At 70.4% G+C, this 17,483-nt stretch carries 13 protein-coding genes and 2 pseudogenes; 11 read left to right on the top strand and 4 right to left on the bottom strand.

Annotated elements, in window-relative coordinates; genetic code table 11:
* Positions 1-3: 3 nt before the first annotated feature.
* The 3 genes from ACIDOCELLA78_RS95830 to ACIDOCELLA78_RS95820 all read right to left on the bottom strand — a co-directional run bounded on the left by ACIDOCELLA78_RS95830 (position 4) and on the right by ACIDOCELLA78_RS95820 (position 2,580).
* Positions 4-1,218, bottom strand: a complete 1,215-nt coding sequence (locus ACIDOCELLA78_RS95830) for a multidrug effflux MFS transporter (RefSeq protein WP_201729777.1) — start codon at positions 1,216-1,218, stop codon at positions 4-6.
* A 76-nt stretch (positions 1,219-1,294) separates the two neighbouring features.
* Positions 1,295-1,684 carry a YidH family protein gene (locus ACIDOCELLA78_RS95825; protein ID WP_201729776.1) on the bottom strand — a complete coding sequence of 130 codons (390 nt, stop codon included), beginning with the start codon at positions 1,682-1,684 and terminating at the stop codon, positions 1,295-1,297.
* Complete coding sequence (locus ACIDOCELLA78_RS95820; protein ID WP_201729775.1) at positions 1,681-2,580, bottom strand: branched-chain amino acid aminotransferase; 900 nt, start codon at positions 2,578-2,580, stop codon at positions 1,681-1,683. Before ACIDOCELLA78_RS95820 ends, ACIDOCELLA78_RS95825 begins: the two co-directional genes overlap by 4 nt.
* A 207-nt stretch (positions 2,581-2,787) precedes the next feature.
* Between ACIDOCELLA78_RS95820 and ACIDOCELLA78_RS95815 the strand changes: the two genes are divergently transcribed.
* The 11 genes and pseudogenes from ACIDOCELLA78_RS95815 to ACIDOCELLA78_RS95765 all read left to right on the top strand — a co-directional run bounded on the left by ACIDOCELLA78_RS95815 (position 2,788) and on the right by ACIDOCELLA78_RS95765 (position 16,680).
* On the top strand, positions 2,788-3,306 hold the full coding sequence (locus ACIDOCELLA78_RS95815; RefSeq protein WP_201729774.1) for a MarR family winged helix-turn-helix transcriptional regulator: 519 nt from the start codon (positions 2,788-2,790) through the stop codon (positions 3,304-3,306).
* Positions 3,303-4,001 carry a response regulator gene (locus tag ACIDOCELLA78_RS95810; protein ID WP_201729773.1) on the top strand — a complete coding sequence of 233 codons (699 nt, stop codon included), beginning with the start codon at positions 3,303-3,305 and terminating at the stop codon, positions 3,999-4,001. Before ACIDOCELLA78_RS95815 ends, ACIDOCELLA78_RS95810 begins: the two co-directional genes overlap by 4 nt.
* Positions 4,002-4,011: 10 nt before the next feature.
* Entirely contained in the window at positions 4,012-5,340 is a 1,329-nt protein-coding gene (locus tag ACIDOCELLA78_RS95805) for an ATP-binding protein (RefSeq protein WP_201729772.1), read from the top strand.
* 178 nt (positions 5,341-5,518) lie between these two features.
* Positions 5,519-7,065 (top strand): annotated as a pseudogene (locus tag ACIDOCELLA78_RS95800) (DEAD/DEAH box helicase).
* Positions 7,062-8,288 carry an acyl-CoA dehydrogenase gene (locus tag ACIDOCELLA78_RS95795; RefSeq protein ID WP_201729771.1) on the top strand — a complete coding sequence of 409 codons (1,227 nt, stop codon included), beginning with the start codon at positions 7,062-7,064 and terminating at the stop codon, positions 8,286-8,288. The pseudogene ACIDOCELLA78_RS95800 and the gene ACIDOCELLA78_RS95795 overlap by 4 nt, the downstream one beginning before the upstream one ends.
* 357 nt (positions 8,289-8,645) lie before the next feature.
* On the top strand, positions 8,646-11,015 hold the full coding sequence (locus tag ACIDOCELLA78_RS95790; RefSeq protein WP_201729770.1) for a bifunctional diguanylate cyclase/phosphodiesterase: 2,370 nt from the start codon (positions 8,646-8,648) through the stop codon (positions 11,013-11,015).
* A gap of 48 nt (positions 11,016-11,063) precedes the next feature.
* Positions 11,064-11,558 carry a GatB/YqeY domain-containing protein gene (locus ACIDOCELLA78_RS95785; protein WP_201729769.1) on the top strand — a complete coding sequence of 165 codons (495 nt, stop codon included), beginning with the start codon at positions 11,064-11,066 and terminating at the stop codon, positions 11,556-11,558.
* The gene (dnaG, locus tag ACIDOCELLA78_RS95780; protein WP_201729768.1) at positions 11,558-13,402 is read left to right on the top strand and encodes a DNA primase; all 1,845 of its coding nucleotides are present in this window, start codon (positions 11,558-11,560) and stop codon (positions 13,400-13,402) included. The genes ACIDOCELLA78_RS95785 and dnaG overlap by 1 nt, the downstream gene beginning before the upstream one ends.
* A 45-nt stretch (positions 13,403-13,447) precedes the next feature.
* Positions 13,448-15,363: pseudogene (gene rpoD, locus ACIDOCELLA78_RS95775) on the top strand (RNA polymerase sigma factor RpoD).
* Positions 15,364-15,370: 7 nt separating this feature from the next.
* Positions 15,371-15,970: a GNAT family N-acetyltransferase gene (locus tag ACIDOCELLA78_RS95770; protein WP_201729767.1), complete on the top strand. Its 600-nt coding sequence runs from the start codon at positions 15,371-15,373 to the stop codon at positions 15,968-15,970.
* A 35-nt stretch (positions 15,971-16,005) separates the two neighbouring features.
* Positions 16,006-16,680, top strand: a complete 675-nt coding sequence (locus ACIDOCELLA78_RS95765) for an RluA family pseudouridine synthase (RefSeq protein ID WP_201729766.1) — start codon at positions 16,006-16,008, stop codon at positions 16,678-16,680.
* Here ACIDOCELLA78_RS95765 and ACIDOCELLA78_RS95760 read toward each other — a convergent pair.
* Positions 16,633-17,483 (bottom strand): trehalose-6-phosphate synthase (locus tag ACIDOCELLA78_RS95760; RefSeq protein ID WP_201729765.1); only part of this gene is annotated, 851 nt, incomplete at its 5' end. The two genes, ACIDOCELLA78_RS95765 and ACIDOCELLA78_RS95760, sit on opposite strands and share 48 nt — an antisense overlap.

Below are 17,483 nucleotides of genomic sequence, written 5' to 3'. Positions count from 1 at the left end.
GTGTCAGGTCAGGCGTTGCGGTCGGAAGGCGGCGGCGAGTGCCGCGAGGGCGGCGCAGGCGAACATGGCGAAGGCCATCGGCCGCGCGGTGCCGTCGGCGAAGCCGCCGACCAGCGCGCCGGTGATCGCCCCGCCGACATATTGCATCGTGCCGAGCAGCGCCGAAGCCGAGCCCGCATGCGCCTGGTGCCGCGACAGGGCGGCGACCAGCGAGCTTGGCAGGCTCAGCCCGTAGCTCGCCTGGCAGATGAACAGCCCGGCGATGATTGCGAGCGGCCCGCCCCCGCGCAGCGACGCCGCCACCAGCACGATGGTCCCGCACAGCAGCGCGATCACCGATGCCGAAATCACCGGCCGCAGCCCCGCGCGCGCCACCAGATGCGGGTTCCACTGGTTGAACCCGATATAGATCGCGGCATTCAGCCCGAACAGCAGCGCATAGGAGAGCGGGTGCCAGTGATACGCGCCGATGAACACCGCCGGTGTGCCGGCGAGATAGGCGAACAGCGCGCCGATCGCGAAGGTGCCGGTCAGCGCATGGGTCAGGAAGCCGCGCTCGGCGGCGATCTGCCCGTAGCGGATGACGATGGTGCGAAACCCCACCGTGCTGCGCCGCGAGACCGGCAGCGTGTCCGGCAGCGTCACCCACACCAGCCCGATCGCGACGACGCCATACAGCGTCGCCAGCACGAAAATCCACCGCCACGAGCCGAATTCGATCACCGCGCTGCCGAGAATGGGCGCGATGATCGGCGCCACCCCCATCACCAGCATCAGCCGCGAGAACAGCATCGCCGCCGCCGGCCCGTCGGCGACGTCGCGCACCATCGCCCGCGGCACCACCACCGCGGCCGAGCCGCCAAAGGCGGCGAGCAGCCGGAACCACGAGAGCGAGGCCGTGTTCCACGCCAGCGCGCAGCCGATCGAGGCGGCGATATAGAGCCCGAGCCCGAGCAGGATCGGCAGCCGCCGCCCGGCCCGGTCGGAAAACGGCCCCTGCGTCATCTGCCCGGCGGCGAGCCCGGCGAAATAGGCGGCGAGCGTCAGCCCCGGCCCGGCCGGGTCGTGGAACTGCCGGGCAATGGTCGGAAAGGCGGGCAGATACATGTCGACCGACACCGGCCCGATCGCGATCAGGAAGCCGAGCAGCAGCGGCAGGCGCCGGCTCGTCGCGAGGTCCGGCGCAGCTTCGGCGGCAGCACGTGGTGCGGATGACATCGTTTAATCATACCGCCGCCGCGACTCCCGGCAAACGCCCCGTCAGCGCAATCCTGCCGGGCGTCGGCGATCTTGATCAGCCCGCCCCGCGCAGGATCGTGACCGCAAGATAGAGCGCGAGCCCCAGCCCGAGTGCGACGATCATCCCGGCCAGTGCGAGATCCAGCCGGTCGCTCCCCGGCGCGCGGGCGCTCTCGTCCAGAATCGCCCGCCGGTTGGCCACGAACCGCAGCATCGCCGCCGCCACCATCAGCGCCCCGGCGAGGATCAGTGCGATCCCCACCGCGTCCGAGGCCAGCGTCCCCGACACCGTGAAGGTCCGGCCGAGCGACTGCCCCGCCACCTGGAGAAACAGGTTGAAGCGTTCGACGAGAAAGCCGAACGCCATCACCGCGATGGCGGTGCGCACCCAGGCGAGGAAGGTGCGCTCGTTCGCCGCGTGGTCGCCAAAGCGCGGAACGGTCACGCCGCCCGCTTGGCCACCTCTTCGGGGGACATGTGGACGAGCGCGGTATAATCCGCGATCAGCGTCTCGGTGATCGGGCCGGGGGTGAAGCTCAGCTCGCCGATCTGGCGCACCGGCGTCACCTCGGCGGCGGTGCCGGCGAGGAACACCTCGCTCGCCTTCGCCATCTCCTCAGGCAGGATGTGCCGCTCATGCACCGGAATCTGCCGCGCGCGGGCCAGCGCCATCACCGTGCGGCGGGTAATGCCGTCGAGGAAGCAGTCCGGTGTGGGCGTATGCAGTTCGCCGTCGATCGCGAAGAAGATGTTCGCCCCCGTCGCCTCGGCCACGTGCCCGTCAAGGGTGAGCATCAGCGCGTCGTTGAACCCCTCGGCCTCGGCCGCGTGCTTCGAGAGCGTGCCGATCATGTAGAGCCCGGCGGCCTTCGAGGCGGTCGGCGCGGTCCGCGCGTCCGGCCGGCGCCACTGCGCCATGCCGAGCGTGATGCCCTTCATCCGGTCGTTGCCGAACAGGTTCGGCCACGGCCAGGCGGCGATGGCGAGGTGGATCTTGGTCTGCTGGGCGGAAACCGCGAGCATCTCCGAGCCGCGCCAGGCGAGCGGGCGGATATAGGCGTCGGTCAGCCCGTTCGCCTTCAGCACCTCGTTGCAGGCGGCGTCGATCTCGTCGGCGGTATAGGGGATGTCGAAGCCGAGCAGCTTGCCCGACTGGATCAGCCGGTTGGTGTGGTCGCGCAGGCGGAAGATGTTCCCGCCATACGACCGCTCGCCCTCGAAGACGGCGGAGGCGTAGTGCAGCCCGTGCGTCAGCACGTGCAGCTTGGCGTCCCGCCAGGGGCGCAGCGCGCCGTCCCACCAGATCATGCCGTCGCGGTCGTCAAACGGAATCAGACTCATCGCCTCGCATCCTCTTTCATGTCGGTCTCCTCCACCGAGGAACCCACCTCTTAATCCACGGCGCGGGCGATGGCCAAGCGATGTTTCTCAGGGAGCAGGAATGAGGTTTTGGCGGCGATTGCGCGCCGACGGCGCAACGGTTCTTGCAGGAAAGCCATAATTCCTGTCTTATCACAGAGGTCCCGCTTCAGTATGGGCAACGACGCCATGCACGAAAAGACAGCCCAACCCGGCACGGCTGCCGGCCTCCTTTTCCTCCGCGAGGAAGAACTCCGCCTCGCACAGGACATGATCTTCTTCGCCAACCGCGACCTCGTGGCCGCGGCCGATGCCATTCTCGCGGAAATGGGCTTCGGCCGGGCGCATCACCGCACGCTGCATTTCATCGGCCGCAATCCCGGCCTGCCGGTCGGCGAGCTGCTTCACATTCTCGGCATCGCCAAGCAGAGCCTCGCCCGCGTCCTCGGCCCGCTGATCCGCGATGGCTATGTCGAGCAGATCCCCGGCCGGGCGGATCGCCGCCAGCGCCTGCTCAGCCTCACCCCCGCGGGAGCTGCGCTGGAGCGCAAGCTGTTCGAGGCCCAGCGCGAGCGCCTGACCGCCGCCTTCCGCGAGGCCGGCGGCCCCGCCGTCGAGGGTTTCCGGAAGGTGCTGCGCGGCATGATGAAGGATGAGGCCCGCGCCTATCTCGACCGGGCCGATGCCGTGCGCGCCGCGCGGCGATGAGCGGGGCGGCCGGCGCCCATATCCTGCTGGTCGATGACGATGCCCGCCTGCGCGCCCTGATGCAGCGCTACCTGGTCGAGAACGGCTTCCGCGTCACCGTCGCCGAAAGCGCCGCCGCCGCCCGCGAAACCCTGCGCGTGGTCGACCCCGACATGATGGTGCTCGACGTGATGATGCCCGAGGAAACCGGGCTCGACCTCGTCGAATCCCTGCGCGCCGACCGCGCGCCCGACCTGCCCATCCTGCTGCTCACCGCCCGCGGCGCGCCGGAAGACCGCATCGCCGGCTTCGAGGCGGGGGCGGACGACTATCTCGGCAAGCCGTTCGACCCGCGCGAGCTGCTGCTGCGCATCCGCGCCATGCTCCGCCGCGCCGCCCCGCCGGCGCAGCCCGCCGGCCCGGTCCGGCTCGGCGCGGCGAGCTTCGATCCGGCCCGCGGCGAACTCTCCACCGAGCGCGGCCCGGTCCGCCTGACCGGCGGCGAGGCGAGCCTGCTCGCCGTCCTCGCCGCCCGCGCCCACGAGATCCTCTCGCGCGAGGCGCTGGCCGAGATCCTCGGCATGGACGAGGCCGGCGAACGCGCGATCGACGTGCAGGTGACCCGCCTGCGCCGCAAGATCGAGCCCGACCCGCGCGAGCCGCGCTACCTGCAAACCGTGCGCGGCCGCGGCTACGTCCTCAAGCCCGGCCCATGAGGCTCGCCCCATGAGACTGGCCCCGCGCGGTCTCGAGCCTGACCGCGTGCTGCGCAAGATCCTGCCGCGCAGCCTGTTCGGCCGCACCCTGCTGATCGTGGTCCTGCCGCTGGTCCTGCTCGAGGGCGTCGCCCTGCAGATCTTCTATGGCAGCCATCTCGACGTGCTCTCCCGCCGCCTCGCCGGCAGCGTCGCCGGCGAGATCGCCTTCGTGCTCGACCAGGCGACGCTCCACCCCGCCGCCCGCGGCCGCATCTTCGCCCACGCCGCCCGGCGCTTCGAGTTCCGCATCCGTGTGCATCCCGGGGCCACGCTCACCCCGCGCGGCCTGCCGCACGCCTTCGGCCCGGTCGATACCGATCTCGCCCGCGCCCTGCGGCAGAATCTCGACCGCGATTTCACCCTGGCCTGGCGCGGCCCGCCGGGGATGATCCGGGTCGATATCCAGCTCGCCCGCGGCGTGCTGACGGTCGATGTGCCGCGCAAGCGGCTCTATGTCGGCGCGCTCTACATCTTCTTCGCCTGGCTCGCCGGCGTCACCATCCTGCTGCTCGGCATCGCCATCCTGTTCCTGCGCAACCAGATCCGCGCCATCCGCCGCCTCGCCCTCGCCGCCGAGGCCTTCGGCATGGGGCGCGATCCCGGCCCGATCCGCCCCGAGGGCGCGATCGAGGTCCGCCGCGCCGCCACCGCCTTCAACCGCATGCAGGACCGCATCCGCCGCTTCCTCGTCCAGCGCACCGCGATGCTGGCCGGCGTCTCGCACGACTTGCGCACCCCGCTCACCCGGCTGCGCCTCGCCCTGGCGATGATGCCGCCCGACACCGCCGATATCGACGGCATGACCGAGGACATCGCCGAGATGGAGCGGCTGATCGGCCTCTACCTCACCTTCGCCCGCGGCGAGGGCACCGAGCAGCCGCAACCGGCCGACCTCACCCTGCTGATCGAGGATCTCGCGGCGCGGGCGGCACGCGGCGGCGCGCCCGTCGCGCTCGACCTCGCGCGCCTGCCCCCGGTCGTGCTCCGCCCCGAGGCGATGCGCCGCGCGCTCGCCAACCTGCTCGACAACGCCGCCCGCCACGCCGCCGGCCGAATCGTCATCGGCGCCGCGCCGGAGGGCGGGCAGACCCTGCGCATCACCATCGACGATGACGGCCCCGGCATCCCCGAAAGCCGCCGGGCGGCGATGCTGCGCCCCTTCGAAAGCGGCAGCGCCACCGGCACCGGCCTCGGCCTCGCCATCGCGCGCGACATCATCGCCGCGCATGGCGGCGAGCTGCGCCTCGCGGACAGCCCGCTCGGCGGCCTCCGGGTGATCGTCACCCTGCCGCTCTGAACACCGCAGCACACGGCAACACCTTGACTTTTACGTGGTCTGCACTGATACCGGGGGCGTGAAGGGCAGCGACGAACGCCCTCCCGCCCATGCCCGATTTTCCCACCCGCGCCGCTATCCGCGCGTGGGCGAACCGGCTGGGCCATATCAGTTTCTCTTGTCCGAATTGGTCCGCATATTGTCCGAATCCAGGGATATCGAGCCCCACACGCCCACCGAAGCCGCGCCCGAGGCCGCCACGCCGCCCGAGTCCGGCTTCGCGCCGCTCGGCCTGTCCGAACCCATCCTTACCGCGCTCGCCGAGAAGGGCTACACCACGCCGACGCCGATCCAGGCGCAGGCGATCCCCGTCGTGCTGATGGGGCGTGACGTCCTGGCCTGCGCGCAGACCGGCACCGGCAAGACCGCGAGCTTCACCCTGCCGATGCTCGACATCCTGTCCGGCTCGCGCGCCCGCGCGCGGATGCCGCGCTCGCTCATCCTCGAGCCCACCCGCGAGCTGGCGCTGCAGGTCGCCGAGAATTTCGTCCTCTACGGCAAGCACCTGAAGCTCAACCACGCGCTGCTGATCGGCGGCGAGAGCATGGGCGAGCAGCGCGACGTGCTGACCCGCGGGGTCGACGTGCTGATCGCCACTCCCGGCCGCCTGATCGACATTTTCGAGCGCGGCGGCCTGCTGCTCTCCGATGTCCGCGTGCTGGTGATCGACGAGGCCGACCGCATGCTCGACATGGGGTTCATCCCCGATATCGAGCGCATCGTCGCCATGCTGCCGGCGATGCGGCAGACGCTGTTCTTCTCCGCCACCATGGCGCCCGAAATCCGCCGCCTGGCCGACGCCTTCCTCTCGAACCCGAAGGAAATCACCGTCTCCCGCCCGGCCACCGTCGCCACCACCATCACCGAGGGCCTGTCCCTGGTCGCCACGCACGACAAGCGCGAGGCGCTGCGCCGGCTGATCCGCAGCGAGGAGGTGCAGAACGCGCTCGTCTTCTGCAACCGCAAGCGCGATGTCGACATTCTCTGCAAGTCGCTGGTCCGGCACAAATTCTCCGCCGGCATGCTGCATGGCGACATGCCGCAATCCGCCCGCTTCGCGACGCTGGAGAAATTCAAGGCCGGCGAGATCCGCCTGCTGGTCTGCTCGGACGTCGCCGCCCGCGGCATCGATATCGGCGGCCTCTCGCATGTCTTCAATTTCGACGTCCCGCACCACGCCGAGGATTACGTCCACCGCATCGGCCGCACCGGCCGGGCGGGCATGCAGGGCCGCGCCCTGACCCTCGCCGGCCCCGAGGACCGCCTGGCGGTCGAGGCGATCGAGCGTCTCACCGGCCATGAAATCCCCCGCCTCGCCGTCGATGGTCTCGACCCGGTGGCGTGGGAGGAGTCCGACGCGCGCGGCCGCCGCGGCCGCGGCAAGGGCAGGGGGGCTGCGAAACCCGCCGCCAAACCCGCCGCCGCCGAACCGACAACACCGAAAGCCGCCCCCCGGCCAGATCCGCCGAGCGCCGCCGTCCCGAACGTCCCGACCGCGCGGAGCGCGCCGAGCGTCCCGAGCGCGCCGAGCGCGGCTCCCGCGCCGACTCCCCGCGCGAGACGGTGGTCGGCTTCGGCAACGACATCCCCGCCTTCATGCAGATCCGCCGGCGCGACAGGTCCCGGCCCCGCGAGGACGGCGCGGAGCAGGAAAACCACAACGAGGATACGGAAATCGCCGCATGAACGAGATCAAGAGGATTGACGAGACCGCCCCCGGCAAGCCCGCCCGCAAGGGCGGCTTCGCCCCGTTCGACTGGTCGGACGCCCTCCATCTCGACGCGCAACTCACCGAGGACGAACGCGCCATCCGCGACATGGCGCACGAATACTGCCAGAACAAGCTCTTCCCGCGCGTCCTTAAAGGTTTCCGCGAGGAAAGCTTCGACCGCTCGATCATGGCCGAAATGGGCGAGCTGGGCTTTCTCGGCGCCACGCTCTCCACCCATGGCTGCGCCGATGTCTCCTATGTCGCCTACGGGCTGATCGCCCGCGAGGTCGAGCGCGTCGATTCCGGCTACCGCTCCGCCTTCTCGGTGCAGTCCTCGCTGGTGATGTACCCGATCTACGCCTTCGGCTCCGAGGCGCAGAAGGATCGCTACCTGCCGAAGCTGCGCACCGGCGAATGGGTCGGCTGCTTCGGCCTCACCGAGCCCGATGCCGGCTCCGATCCGGGCGCGATGCGCACCCGCGCGAAGAAGGTCGATGGCGGCTACGTGCTGAACGGCTCGAAGACCTGGATCAGCAACTCCCCGATCGCCGATGTCTGCCTGGTCTGGGCCAAGGACGACGAGGGCGTGATCCGCGGCTTCCTGGTCGATCGCGACTCGAAGGGGCTGGAGACGCCGAAGATCGAGGGCAAGGTCTCGCTCCGCGCCTCGGTCACCGGCATGATCATGCTCTCGGAGGTCTTCGTCCCCGAGGATCGCATGCTGCCCGGCGTGAAGGGCCTGCGCGGCCCGTTCTCCTGCCTCAACAACGCGCGCTACGGCATCGCCTGGGGCGCGCTGGGCGCCGCCGAGTTCTGCTGGCACGCCGCGCGGCAATACACGCTCGAGCGGCAGATGTTCGGCCGCCCGCTCGCCGGCACCCAGCTCGTCCAGAAAAAACTCGCCGACATGCAGACCGAGATCACCCTCGGCCTGCAATCCGTCCTCCGCCTCGGCCGCCTGCTCGATGCCGGCGAGGCCGCGCCGGAAATGATCTCCCTGCTCAAGCGCAACAATTGCGGCAAGGCGCTCGACATCGCCCGCCTCGCGCGCGACATGCATGGCGGCAACGGCATCGTCGACGAGTATCATGTCATCCGCCACATGGTGAATCTCGAAACCGTCAACACCTATGAGGGCGCGCACGACGTCCACGCCCTCATCCTCGGCCGCGCGCAGACCGGCCTGTCCGCCTTCTGAACCGCCCGCAAGCCACCCCCTCCGCCGCCGCATGAGCCGGCGGCGCCGCACCGCCCCCGCCATCGCCGGGGGCGGTCCCGCCGGCCGCCTGGCCGCGCTGTCCCCCGTTCTGGTTCCCCCGTTCTGGTTCCCCCGGTCCGGCCCCACGGTCTCATGCCGTCCCGCCACGATGGGAATCCGTTCCGTGTCGCACTGCGATACTTGCAAACAACCAGATGAATCATGTATATCGTTACGTATAAATATCGGTTGTTGTTGCAAAAAATTGCAAATAATTCCTTCTTTTAGAAACGCTTTGTCGAACAGACGTCCCATGGATTCCCCCCGTCCGTCTCATGCGTGATCCCGTCGTGGACGATGTCTGACCTGTCGCGCCCGTCGCTGATCCGCCCGGCCGTCTGGCGCGCCACGCTGCGCGGGCTGCTGGGGGCGGACGCGGTCCCCCGTCATCTCGCCGAATCGGTGGCGATCGAGGGGTTCGAACTGCGCGCCCGGCTCACCCGGGTGGCGAGCCTCGTCGGCATGGGCGTCGCCATCGTTCTCGCGGTCGATTTCCGGTCCACCCTGCGCGATGCGGCGGTGGCGGCGGCGCTCGCCGTGCTGCTGCTCGCCTGCCTCGCCCTGTTCGGCGTGGCCGCCGCCTGGCCCGCCCTGCGCCAGCGCCGGCCCGACCTGCGGCTGATCCGCCTCGTCTTCAACGGCGTCACGGTCCTGCTCGGCGCCGCCTGGTCGGTCTATCTCAACCTGCTGATGCGCGAGGTCCCGCCGGCCAGCCAGGCGCTGCTGATCGGCGTGTTCGTCGGCCTGCTCTCCAGCGTCATTTCCGCCGGCCCCCTCTCCACCCGGCTGGCCTTCTGGCTGCCGCTCACCGTGGGCGCCTTCGCCGCGCTGCGCGCCACCGCCGAGCTGTGGCAGCCCGCCGCCGTGATCTCGCTGAGCCTCTATTCCGTCTTCGTGTTCTTCACCATGATCGTGCTCAACCGCCGCATGGTCGAGCACGGCGTCAGCACCTTCGAACTGCGCCGCATCAACGAGACCATCCAGATGCTGCTGCGCGATTTCGAGGACAATGCGAGCGACTGGCTGTGGGAGACCGACGCCCGGCTCAACCTCGTGCATCCCTCGCCGCGGCTGGCCGAGGCGGCGCGCCGCGATGCGGCGGCGATCGGCGGCAACCTGTTCGCCTTCCTCGCCAGCCTCGGCGATGCCGCGGCGCCGCAGAGCGGCCCACCCGATGATGATGCCTATGCCGAGCTGCGCCGGCAGATCGGCCTGCGTCGCCCCTTCCGCGACCTGCTGGTGCCGGTCGGCCCGGCGCATGACCGCCGCTGGTGGTCGCTCACCGGCAAGCCGACGCTCGATCATCACGGCCTGTTCGCCGGCTATCGCGGGGTCGGTTCCGATGTCACGGTGGCGCATCGCTCGCGCCAGCGGATCGACTTCCTCGCCCGTCACGATCCGCTGACCGAGCTGCTCAACCGCGCCGCCTTCGGCGTGATGACGGACCAGGCGCTCGCCGCCGCCGGCGCGGCCCTGCTCTATCTCGATCTCGACCAGTTCAAGGCGGTGAACGACAGCTACGGCCACGGGCTGGGCGACAACCTGCTGCGCGCCGTCGCCGGCCGCCTGCGCGGCGCCATCCGCGAAACCGACATCGCCGCCCGGCTCGGCGGCGACGAATTCGCCGTCCTGCTGCCCGGCGCCACCCGGCTCGACGCGACCTCGATGGCCGACCGCATCATCGAGCGCCTCACCCCGCCCTATGGGCTCGATGGCCTGGCGGTCGAGATCGGCGTCAGCATCGGCATCGCCCTCGCCCCCGAAGACGCCGACACGTCGGAGGCGCTGCTGCGCAACGCCGATCTCGCGCTCTACCGCGCCAAGCAGGGCGGCCGCGGCGCCTGGCAGCTCTTCGACCAGGCGATGGACCGTCAGGTGCAGACCCAGCGCGGCCTGCGGCGCGACATCCGCCGCGCCCTCAGCGAGCGCGAGCTCTTCCTCGAATATCAGCCGATCGTCGAGCTGCCGACCCGCCGCCTGCGCGCGGTCGAGGCGCTGGTGCGCTGGCGGCATCCGCAGCGCGGCGTCATCGGGCCGGAGGATTTCATCGCCATCGCCGAGCGCGGCGGCCTGATCGGCGCGGTCACCCGCCACGTCCTCACCGAGGCCGCCGCCTTCGCCCTCCGCCTGCCGCCGGATGTCGCCATCTCGATCAACCTCTCCGCCCTGCATTTGCGCGAGGCGCTGCAATTCGACCAGATTTCCGCCGTCATCAACGCCTCCGGCCTCGATCCCCGGCGCATCGAGTTCGAGGTCACCGAAACCGCCCTGCTCTCCACCGACGAGCGGACGATGGACAATCTCCGCCGCCTGCGCGCCCTTGGCTGCAGCATCGCGATCGACGATTTCGGCACCGGCTTCGCGGCTCTCGCCACCCTGCGCGCCTTCCCCTTCGACCGCCTCAAGATCGACCGCAGCTTCGTCCGCGAGCTGGACCGCCCCGGCAATGCCGGGCAGATCGTCAAGGCGATCATCGAGTTCAGCCGCACGCTCGGCCTGCGCGTCACCGTCGAGGGCGTCGAGACCGAGGCGCATGAAGCGGCGCTGCGCGCCTATCCCGACATCGATGCGCAGGGATATCTCTTTTCCCCGCCACTCTCCGGCGATAGACTGCTCGCCCTTGCGGGTACGGGCGTGCTGGCCGGCACGGGCGCGGCCTCCGGCTGACGGCCGCGCCGTCCCGCGTCCGCGCCCGGCACCAGTTCGGAGACCGTCATGACCGCCACACAAGCGAACGTTCCCGGCGAGCCCGCCGCCCTGCGTCCCCGCCTGACCGAAGACCTGAAATCCGCCATGCGGGCGCGTGACGACATCCGCGTCTCCACCCTGCGCATGGTGCTCGCCAAGCTGAAGGACGCCGACATCGCCGCCCGCCCGCGCGGCGTCGAGGCGATCGCCGAGCCCGAACTCGTCGCCCTGCTGCGCGGCATGGTCAAATCCCGCCGCGAATCCGAGGCGCAATACCAGGCCGGCAACCGCCCCGAGCTCGCCGCGCGCGAGGCGGCGGAAATCGCCATCATCGAGGCCTATCTGCCGCAAACCCTCGCCGGTGCGGCGCTCGATGCCGCCATCGCCGCCGCCATCGCCGCCACGGGTGCCACCGGCCCGAAATCGATGGGCGCGGTCATCGCCGCGCTGAAGGCGGCGCACGGTCCGGCGCTCGACATGGCGGCCGCCTCGGCCGCGGTGAAGGCGAAGCTGGCCGGCTGATGAGCCTGCCGCCGCAATTTCTCGACGAACTGCGCGGCCGCACGCCGCTCGCCCCGCTGGTCGCCCGCCGTGTGCGGCTCGAGCGCGCCGGCCGCGACCAGAAGGGCTGCTGCCCGTTCCACAACGAGAAATCACCCTCCTTCTACGTCTACGACGATCATTACCACTGCTTCGGCTGCGGCGCGCATGGCGATGCCATCAGCTTCGTCATGCAGAGCGAGGGGGCGAGCTTCATCGAGGCGGTCGAGCGCCTCGCCGCCGAGGCCGGGCTGGAGGTGCCGAAGCCGAGCCCCGCCATTGCCGAGGCGCAGAAGCGCGAGGCCGAGCTGGCCGACGTGCTGGAAGCCGCCGCCGCCGAATACCGCCGCCGCCTCGCTCTGCCGGAGGGCGAGGCCGCCCGCGCCTATCTCGCCGCCCGCGGCCTCGATGCGCCGACCATCGCCCGCTTCGGCCTCGGCTGGTCGGGCGAGGGCAGGGGGGCGCTGCGCGCGGCCCTCGCCCGCCAGGGCATCGCCGAATCCCGCCTCATCGAGGCCGGGCTGATGAAGGAGGGCGAGCGCGGCGCGGTCGACTATTTCTACAACCGCGTGATGTTCCCGATCCGCGACCGCAACGGCCGCATGCTCAGCTTCGGCGGCCGCCTGCTCGGCGATGGCCAGCCGAAATACCTCAACGGCCCCGAAACCGCGCTCTTCTCCAAGCGCCGCACCCTCTACGGGCTCGACATGGCCCGCCCCGCCATCCGCGCCGGCGCCGCGCTGATCGTGGTCGAGGGCTATATGGACGTCATCGCGCTGTCCGCCGCCGGTTTCGCCGGCGCGCTCGCCCCGCTCGGCACCGCGCTCACCGAGCAGCATCTCGAGGAGCTATGGCGCCTCTCGCCGCGCCCCATCCTCTGCCTCGATGGCGATGCCGCCGGCCGCCGCGCCGCCCTGCGCGCGATCGAACTCGCCCTGAAGCAGCTCACCCCCGAGCGCGGCCTCGCCGTGCTCGCCCTGCCGCCCGGCGATGATCCGGACAGTTTCGTCCGCCGCGAGGGCGAGGCCGCCTTCGCCGCCCGCCTCGCCGCGACCCCCTCGCTGGCCGATACGCTCTACGACCTGCTCGCCGAGGCCGCCGACGTGTCGACGCCGGAAGGCCGCGCCGCCCTGCGCGCCCGGCTCGAAGCGCTCGCCCGCCAGATCGACGATCGCGCCCTGGCCGGCGAATACCGCGCCGCCCTGCTCGACCGCTTCTTCGCCGCCCGGCGCGACCGCGCCTTCGCCACCCAGCGCGACGGCGCCTCCGCCGCCCGGCGCGACCGCGCGCCCTTCCGCCCCGGCATGACCCGTCCCGGGCCGCCGCCGCTCAACCTGCCCCGCCCGCCGATCGACCCGGCCATCGCCCATCGCCGCCGCGCACGGCTGCTGACCGGCCTGCTCATCGCCCACCCCCATTTGCTGCCGCTGCTCGAGGAGGCGTTCGGCCTGCTCGCCTTGCCGCAGGAGTGCGCCCGCCTGCGCGCGGCGATGGGCGCGTGGCTCGCCAGCGCGGAAACCCTTGACTCCGAACACCTGCTCAACCATTTGACCCAGTCGGGTCTGGGTGATGAGGCCGCGCAGGTTCTTGCCGGCATTCCGCGCCCCGGAACCGGAACCGACACGTCCACAACCGGCGCCGATGCCTTGCAGTCGCTCTGGTACGGGATATACGGCCTGATGAATCTGGACTGGCTGCGGCAACAATGCGAGGAACAGAGACTGAGGTTCGAGCAGGATCCGACGCCCGAAAACAACACCCGTCTGCGGGCCCTCGTGGAAGCGCGCTATCGCGCCGAGCGGGGCGAAGCCGACCTTGATGCCTGAACCGAGCGCGCCCTTCGCGTTGCTGCCCTGGAGATTGATGCACTGATGGCGACCAAACAAGCTGCCCAAGCCGAGACCGCAGCGCCCGAGGCCGAAGCCGACACCGCGACGCTCGACATCCAGTCCGCCTCGGTCAAGCGCCTGATCGCCCGCGGCAAGGAGCGCGGCTACATCACCTTCGACGAGCTGAACGCCGTCCTCCCCTCCGAGCAGAACAGCTCCGAGCAGATCGAGGACGTGATGTCGATGCTCAGCGAAATGGGCATCCAGGTGGTCGAGGGCGAGGAAGGCGAGGAACAGGAGCCCGCCGCCCGCGCCGAGAAGGACGAGGAAGCCGCCGAGGACGAGGAGACCGCCTCCGGCAATATCAGCGAATCAAGCGGCAGCCGCACCGATGATCCGGTGCGCATGTATCTGCGCGAGATGGGCACGGTCGAGCTGCTCTCCCGCGAGGGCGAGATCGCCATCGCCAAGCGCATCGAGGCCGGGCGCGACATGATGATCGGCGGGCTCTGCGAAAGCCCGCTCACCTTCCGCGCGATCATCTCCTGGCACGAATCCCTCAAGGACGGGAAGATGCTGCTGCGCGACGTGATCGACCTCGAAGCCACCCAGGGCGGCGGCGATGGCGGCTTCAACCCCTCCGCCCCGGTCGCCGAGGAACCCGAGGAGGATGACGAGGGCGAATCCAGCGGCCTCTCGCTCTCCGCCGTCGAGGAAAAGCTCAAGCCCGAGGTCTTCGAAACCTTCACCGAGGTCGAGAAGCTCTACGAGAAGTTCATGAAGCTCCAGCACAAGCGGCTGGACGCGATGAACGCCGGCGAGGAAGTCGCCTCCCGCTCGGAAAAGACCTACGAAAAGCTGCGCGACGAGCTGGTCGCCAAGGTCGAGCAGGTCAGCCTGCACAACAACCGCATCGAGGAGCTGGTCATCCAGCTCAAGGAGCTGAACCAGCGGCTCAACGGGCTGGAAGGCCAGATGCTGCGCCTCGCCGAGAGCTGCAAGATCACCCGCGAAGACTTCCTCGCCGCCTATCGCGGCCGCGAGATGGACCCGTCCTGGCTGGACGACGCGGCGAAGCGCCCCGGCAAGGGCTGGAAGATCTTCGTCGAGCGCCACGGCACCCGCATCACCGAGCTGCGCGCCCAGATCGGCCGCATCGCCGCCGAGGCGCAATTGCCGATCGAGGAATTCCGCCGCGTCTATTCCACCGTCTCGCGCGGCGAGCGCGACTCCACCCGCGCCAAGAAGGAAATGATCGAGGCCAATCTCCGCCTCGTCATCTCCATCGCCAAGAAATACACCAATCGCGGCCTGCAATTCCTCGACCTGATCCAGGAAGGCAATATCGGCCTGATGAAGGCGGTGGACAAATTCGAATACCGCCGCGGCTACAAGTTCTCGACCTACGCCACCTGGTGGATTCGCCAGGCGATCACCCGCTCGATCGCCGATCAGGCGCGCACCATCCGCATCCCGGTCCACATGATCGAGACGATCAACAAGCTGGTCCGCACCTCGCGGCAGATGCTGCACGAGATCGGCCGCGAGCCCACCCCGAGGAACTGGCCGAAAAGCTCGGCATGCCGCTCGAAAAGGTCCGCAAGGTGCTCAAGATCGCCAAGGAGCCGATCTCCCTCGAAACCCCGATCGGCGACGAGGAAGACAGCCATCTCGGCGACTTCATCGAGGACAAGAACGCGATCATCCCGCTCGATGCCGCGGTCCACGCCAATCTCCGCGAGGCCGCGACCCGCGTGCTCTCCTCGCTCACCCCGCGCGAGGAGCGCGTGCTGCGCATGCGCTTCGGCATCGGCATGAACACCGACCACACGCTCGAAGAGGTCGGCCAGCAGTTCAACGTCACCCGCGAGCGCATCCGCCAGATCGAGGCGAAGGCCCTGCGCAAGCTCAAGCACCCCTCGCGCAGCCGCAAGCTGAGGAGCTTCCTCGAGGACTGAGCCGCCCATGCTCGAATATGCCCGCGTCCGCCCCGGCGAGAGTTTCGACCGCGCCTGCGTCACCGTGACCTTCCTGCGGATGGATCGCAAGCCCGCGCGCGTCTGGCCCGACCTGCCGCCCGGCGCCGTGGTCGAGCCCGTGCCCCGCATCGGCCTCGCCGCCTATCGCGACCTGTACGACCGGGTCGGCCAGCCCTGGCTGTGGTGGCTGCGGCGGATCATGCCGGATGCGATGCTGGCGCGCCTGCTGGCCGATCCGGCGGTCGCGGTCCACGTGCTCCGCGTCGATGGCGCGGTCGCCGGCTTCTTCGAGCTGGACGCCACCGCCTGGCCGGATGTCAATCTGAGCTATTTCGGCCTGCTGCCCGAGGCGATCGGACGCGGCCTCGGCTTCGCCCTGCTGGGGGCTGCGATCGAGCGCGTCTTCTCCGGCCCGGTCCGCGGCATGACGGTGAACACCTGCACCGCCGATCATCCGCGCGCCCTGCCGAACTACCAGCGCGCCGGCTTCCGCGTCGTCCGCCGGATCGACGAGGTATGGGACATCCCCCGCCGCCTCGGCTTCACCGTGCCCGACCACCTCCGCCCCGCGCCGCGCCCGGCCTGACCCTTACCCGGCCATGGCACGACGATGAGCGAGCGATGACCGAACCCCGCATCCTCCACCAGTCGACCCATCTGATCGTGATCGACAAACCGGCCGGCCTGCCGAGCCATGCCGGCCGCGCCGGCGGGCCGAGCGTGGAAGACTGGTTTCCCCGCTGGCGGCGCGGCGCCGACGGTCCCTGGCTGGTCCACCGGCTCGATGCCGACACTTCCGGCTGCCTCGCCATCGCCCGGCGCAAGACCACGCTGGTCACGCTGCAACGCGCCTTCGCCGCGCGCCGCGTCGGCAAGACCTACTGGGCGATCGTCGAGGGCGTGCCGGCCGCGCCGCACGGCACGATCGAACTGCCCCTGGCCCGCCGCGCCACCCAGGGCGGCTGGCGCGTCGCGCCCGATCCGCGCGGCGATCCGGCGATCACCGACTGGCGGCGCCTCGCGGCGGGGCAGGGCAGGGCGCTGCTCGAACTCCGCCCGCGCACCGGCCGCACCCACCAGCTCCGCGTCCATTGCGCCGAATCCGGCTTCCCGATCGTGGGTGACCCGCTCTACGGCGCCGCTTCCGACGGGCTCTGCCTGCTCGCCCGCGCGCTCGCCCTGCCGCTCGATCCAGGGCTCATCATCACCGCCGCCCCGCCCGCCCACATGCTGGCGGCGGCGCGCGCCTCAACGCTCGATCTCGCGCAGCTGGTCGAGGAAGCCGCGGCAGAATGAGGCGGCCGTCCGCGCGCGGATCTTGCCCAGCAGCGCCGCATGCCGCGCGACGCGCTCCTCCGCCGGCATCAGCAGCGCCGCATGCATCGCATCGGCCACCGCGTCCGCGTCATACGGGTTGACGATCAGCGCCTCGGTCAGGTCCTCCGCCGCCCCGGCGAAGCGCGAGAGCACCAGCACGCCCGGGTCCGCCGGGTCCTGGGCGGCGATGAACTCCTTCGCCACCAGGTTCATTCCGTCGCGCAGCGGCGTCACCAGCCCGATGCTGGCGATCCGGTAGAACCCGGCGATGGTGGTCCGGTTCACCGCCCGCGTCATGTAGCGCAGCGGCGTCCAGTCGAAATCCGAATAGGCGCCGTTGATCTCGCCGGCCTGCCGGTCCAGCTCGTGCCGCAGCGCCTGATACCGGTCGACATCCTCGCGCGAGCGCGCGGCGATCTGCAACAGGCTGATCCGGCGCAGATGCTCCGGGTGCCGCTGGAACAGCCGGCCGAAGGCGTCGAAGCGCTGCGGCAGCCCCTTGGTGTAATCCAGCCGGTCCACCCCGATCGCCAGCGCCCGCCCCACCAGGCTCGACACCAGCCGCCGCGTCTCCGCCATCCCCGCCGCCCGCTGCGCCGTGCGCGCGAAGCCTTCCGCATCGATCCCCACCGGCGTCACAATCGTCATCGTGCGATGCCCGTCATGGACGAACCCGTCCGCGCCGGCGCGGTGCAACTCCATGCACGAGGCGGCGCAATCGAGGAAATTCGCCCGATCGCCCTCGGTCTGGAACCCGACCAGGTCCGCCGCCGCCATCGCCC

The sequence above is a fragment of the Acidocella sp. C78 genome, assembly GCF_907164655.1.
Note: the sequence above shows the minus strand (reverse complement) of the source record. Positions and strands in the feature narration are given on the sequence as shown.

What these genes read in the sequence shown, in the direction of transcription:
- ACIDOCELLA78_RS95830 (WP_201729777.1), bottom strand. Translation starts at nt 1,218, where the DNA reads ATGTCATCCGCACCACGTGCTGCCGCCGAAGCTGCGCCGGACCTCGCG.
- ACIDOCELLA78_RS95820 (WP_201729775.1), bottom strand. Translation starts at nt 2,580, where the DNA reads ATGAGTCTGATTCCGTTTGACGACCGCGACGGCATGATCTGGTGGGAC.
- ACIDOCELLA78_RS95815 (WP_201729774.1), top strand. Translation starts at nt 2,788, where the DNA reads ATGCACGAAAAGACAGCCCAACCCGGCACGGCTGCCGGCCTCCTTTTC.
- ACIDOCELLA78_RS95810 (WP_201729773.1), top strand. Translation starts at nt 3,303, where the DNA reads ATGAGCGGGGCGGCCGGCGCCCATATCCTGCTGGTCGATGACGATGCC.
- ACIDOCELLA78_RS95805 (WP_201729772.1), top strand. Translation starts at nt 4,012, where the DNA reads ATGAGACTGGCCCCGCGCGGTCTCGAGCCTGACCGCGTGCTGCGCAAG.
- ACIDOCELLA78_RS95795 (WP_201729771.1), top strand. Translation starts at nt 7,062, where the DNA reads ATGAACGAGATCAAGAGGATTGACGAGACCGCCCCCGGCAAGCCCGCC.
- ACIDOCELLA78_RS95790 (WP_201729770.1), top strand. Translation starts at nt 8,646, where the DNA reads ATGTCTGACCTGTCGCGCCCGTCGCTGATCCGCCCGGCCGTCTGGCGC.
- ACIDOCELLA78_RS95785 (WP_201729769.1), top strand. Translation starts at nt 11,064, where the DNA reads ATGACCGCCACACAAGCGAACGTTCCCGGCGAGCCCGCCGCCCTGCGT.
- dnaG (WP_201729768.1), top strand. Translation starts at nt 11,558, where the DNA reads ATGAGCCTGCCGCCGCAATTTCTCGACGAACTGCGCGGCCGCACGCCG.
- ACIDOCELLA78_RS95770 (WP_201729767.1), top strand. Translation starts at nt 15,371, where the DNA reads ATGCTCGAATATGCCCGCGTCCGCCCCGGCGAGAGTTTCGACCGCGCC.
- ACIDOCELLA78_RS95765 (WP_201729766.1), top strand. Translation starts at nt 16,006, where the DNA reads ATGACCGAACCCCGCATCCTCCACCAGTCGACCCATCTGATCGTGATC.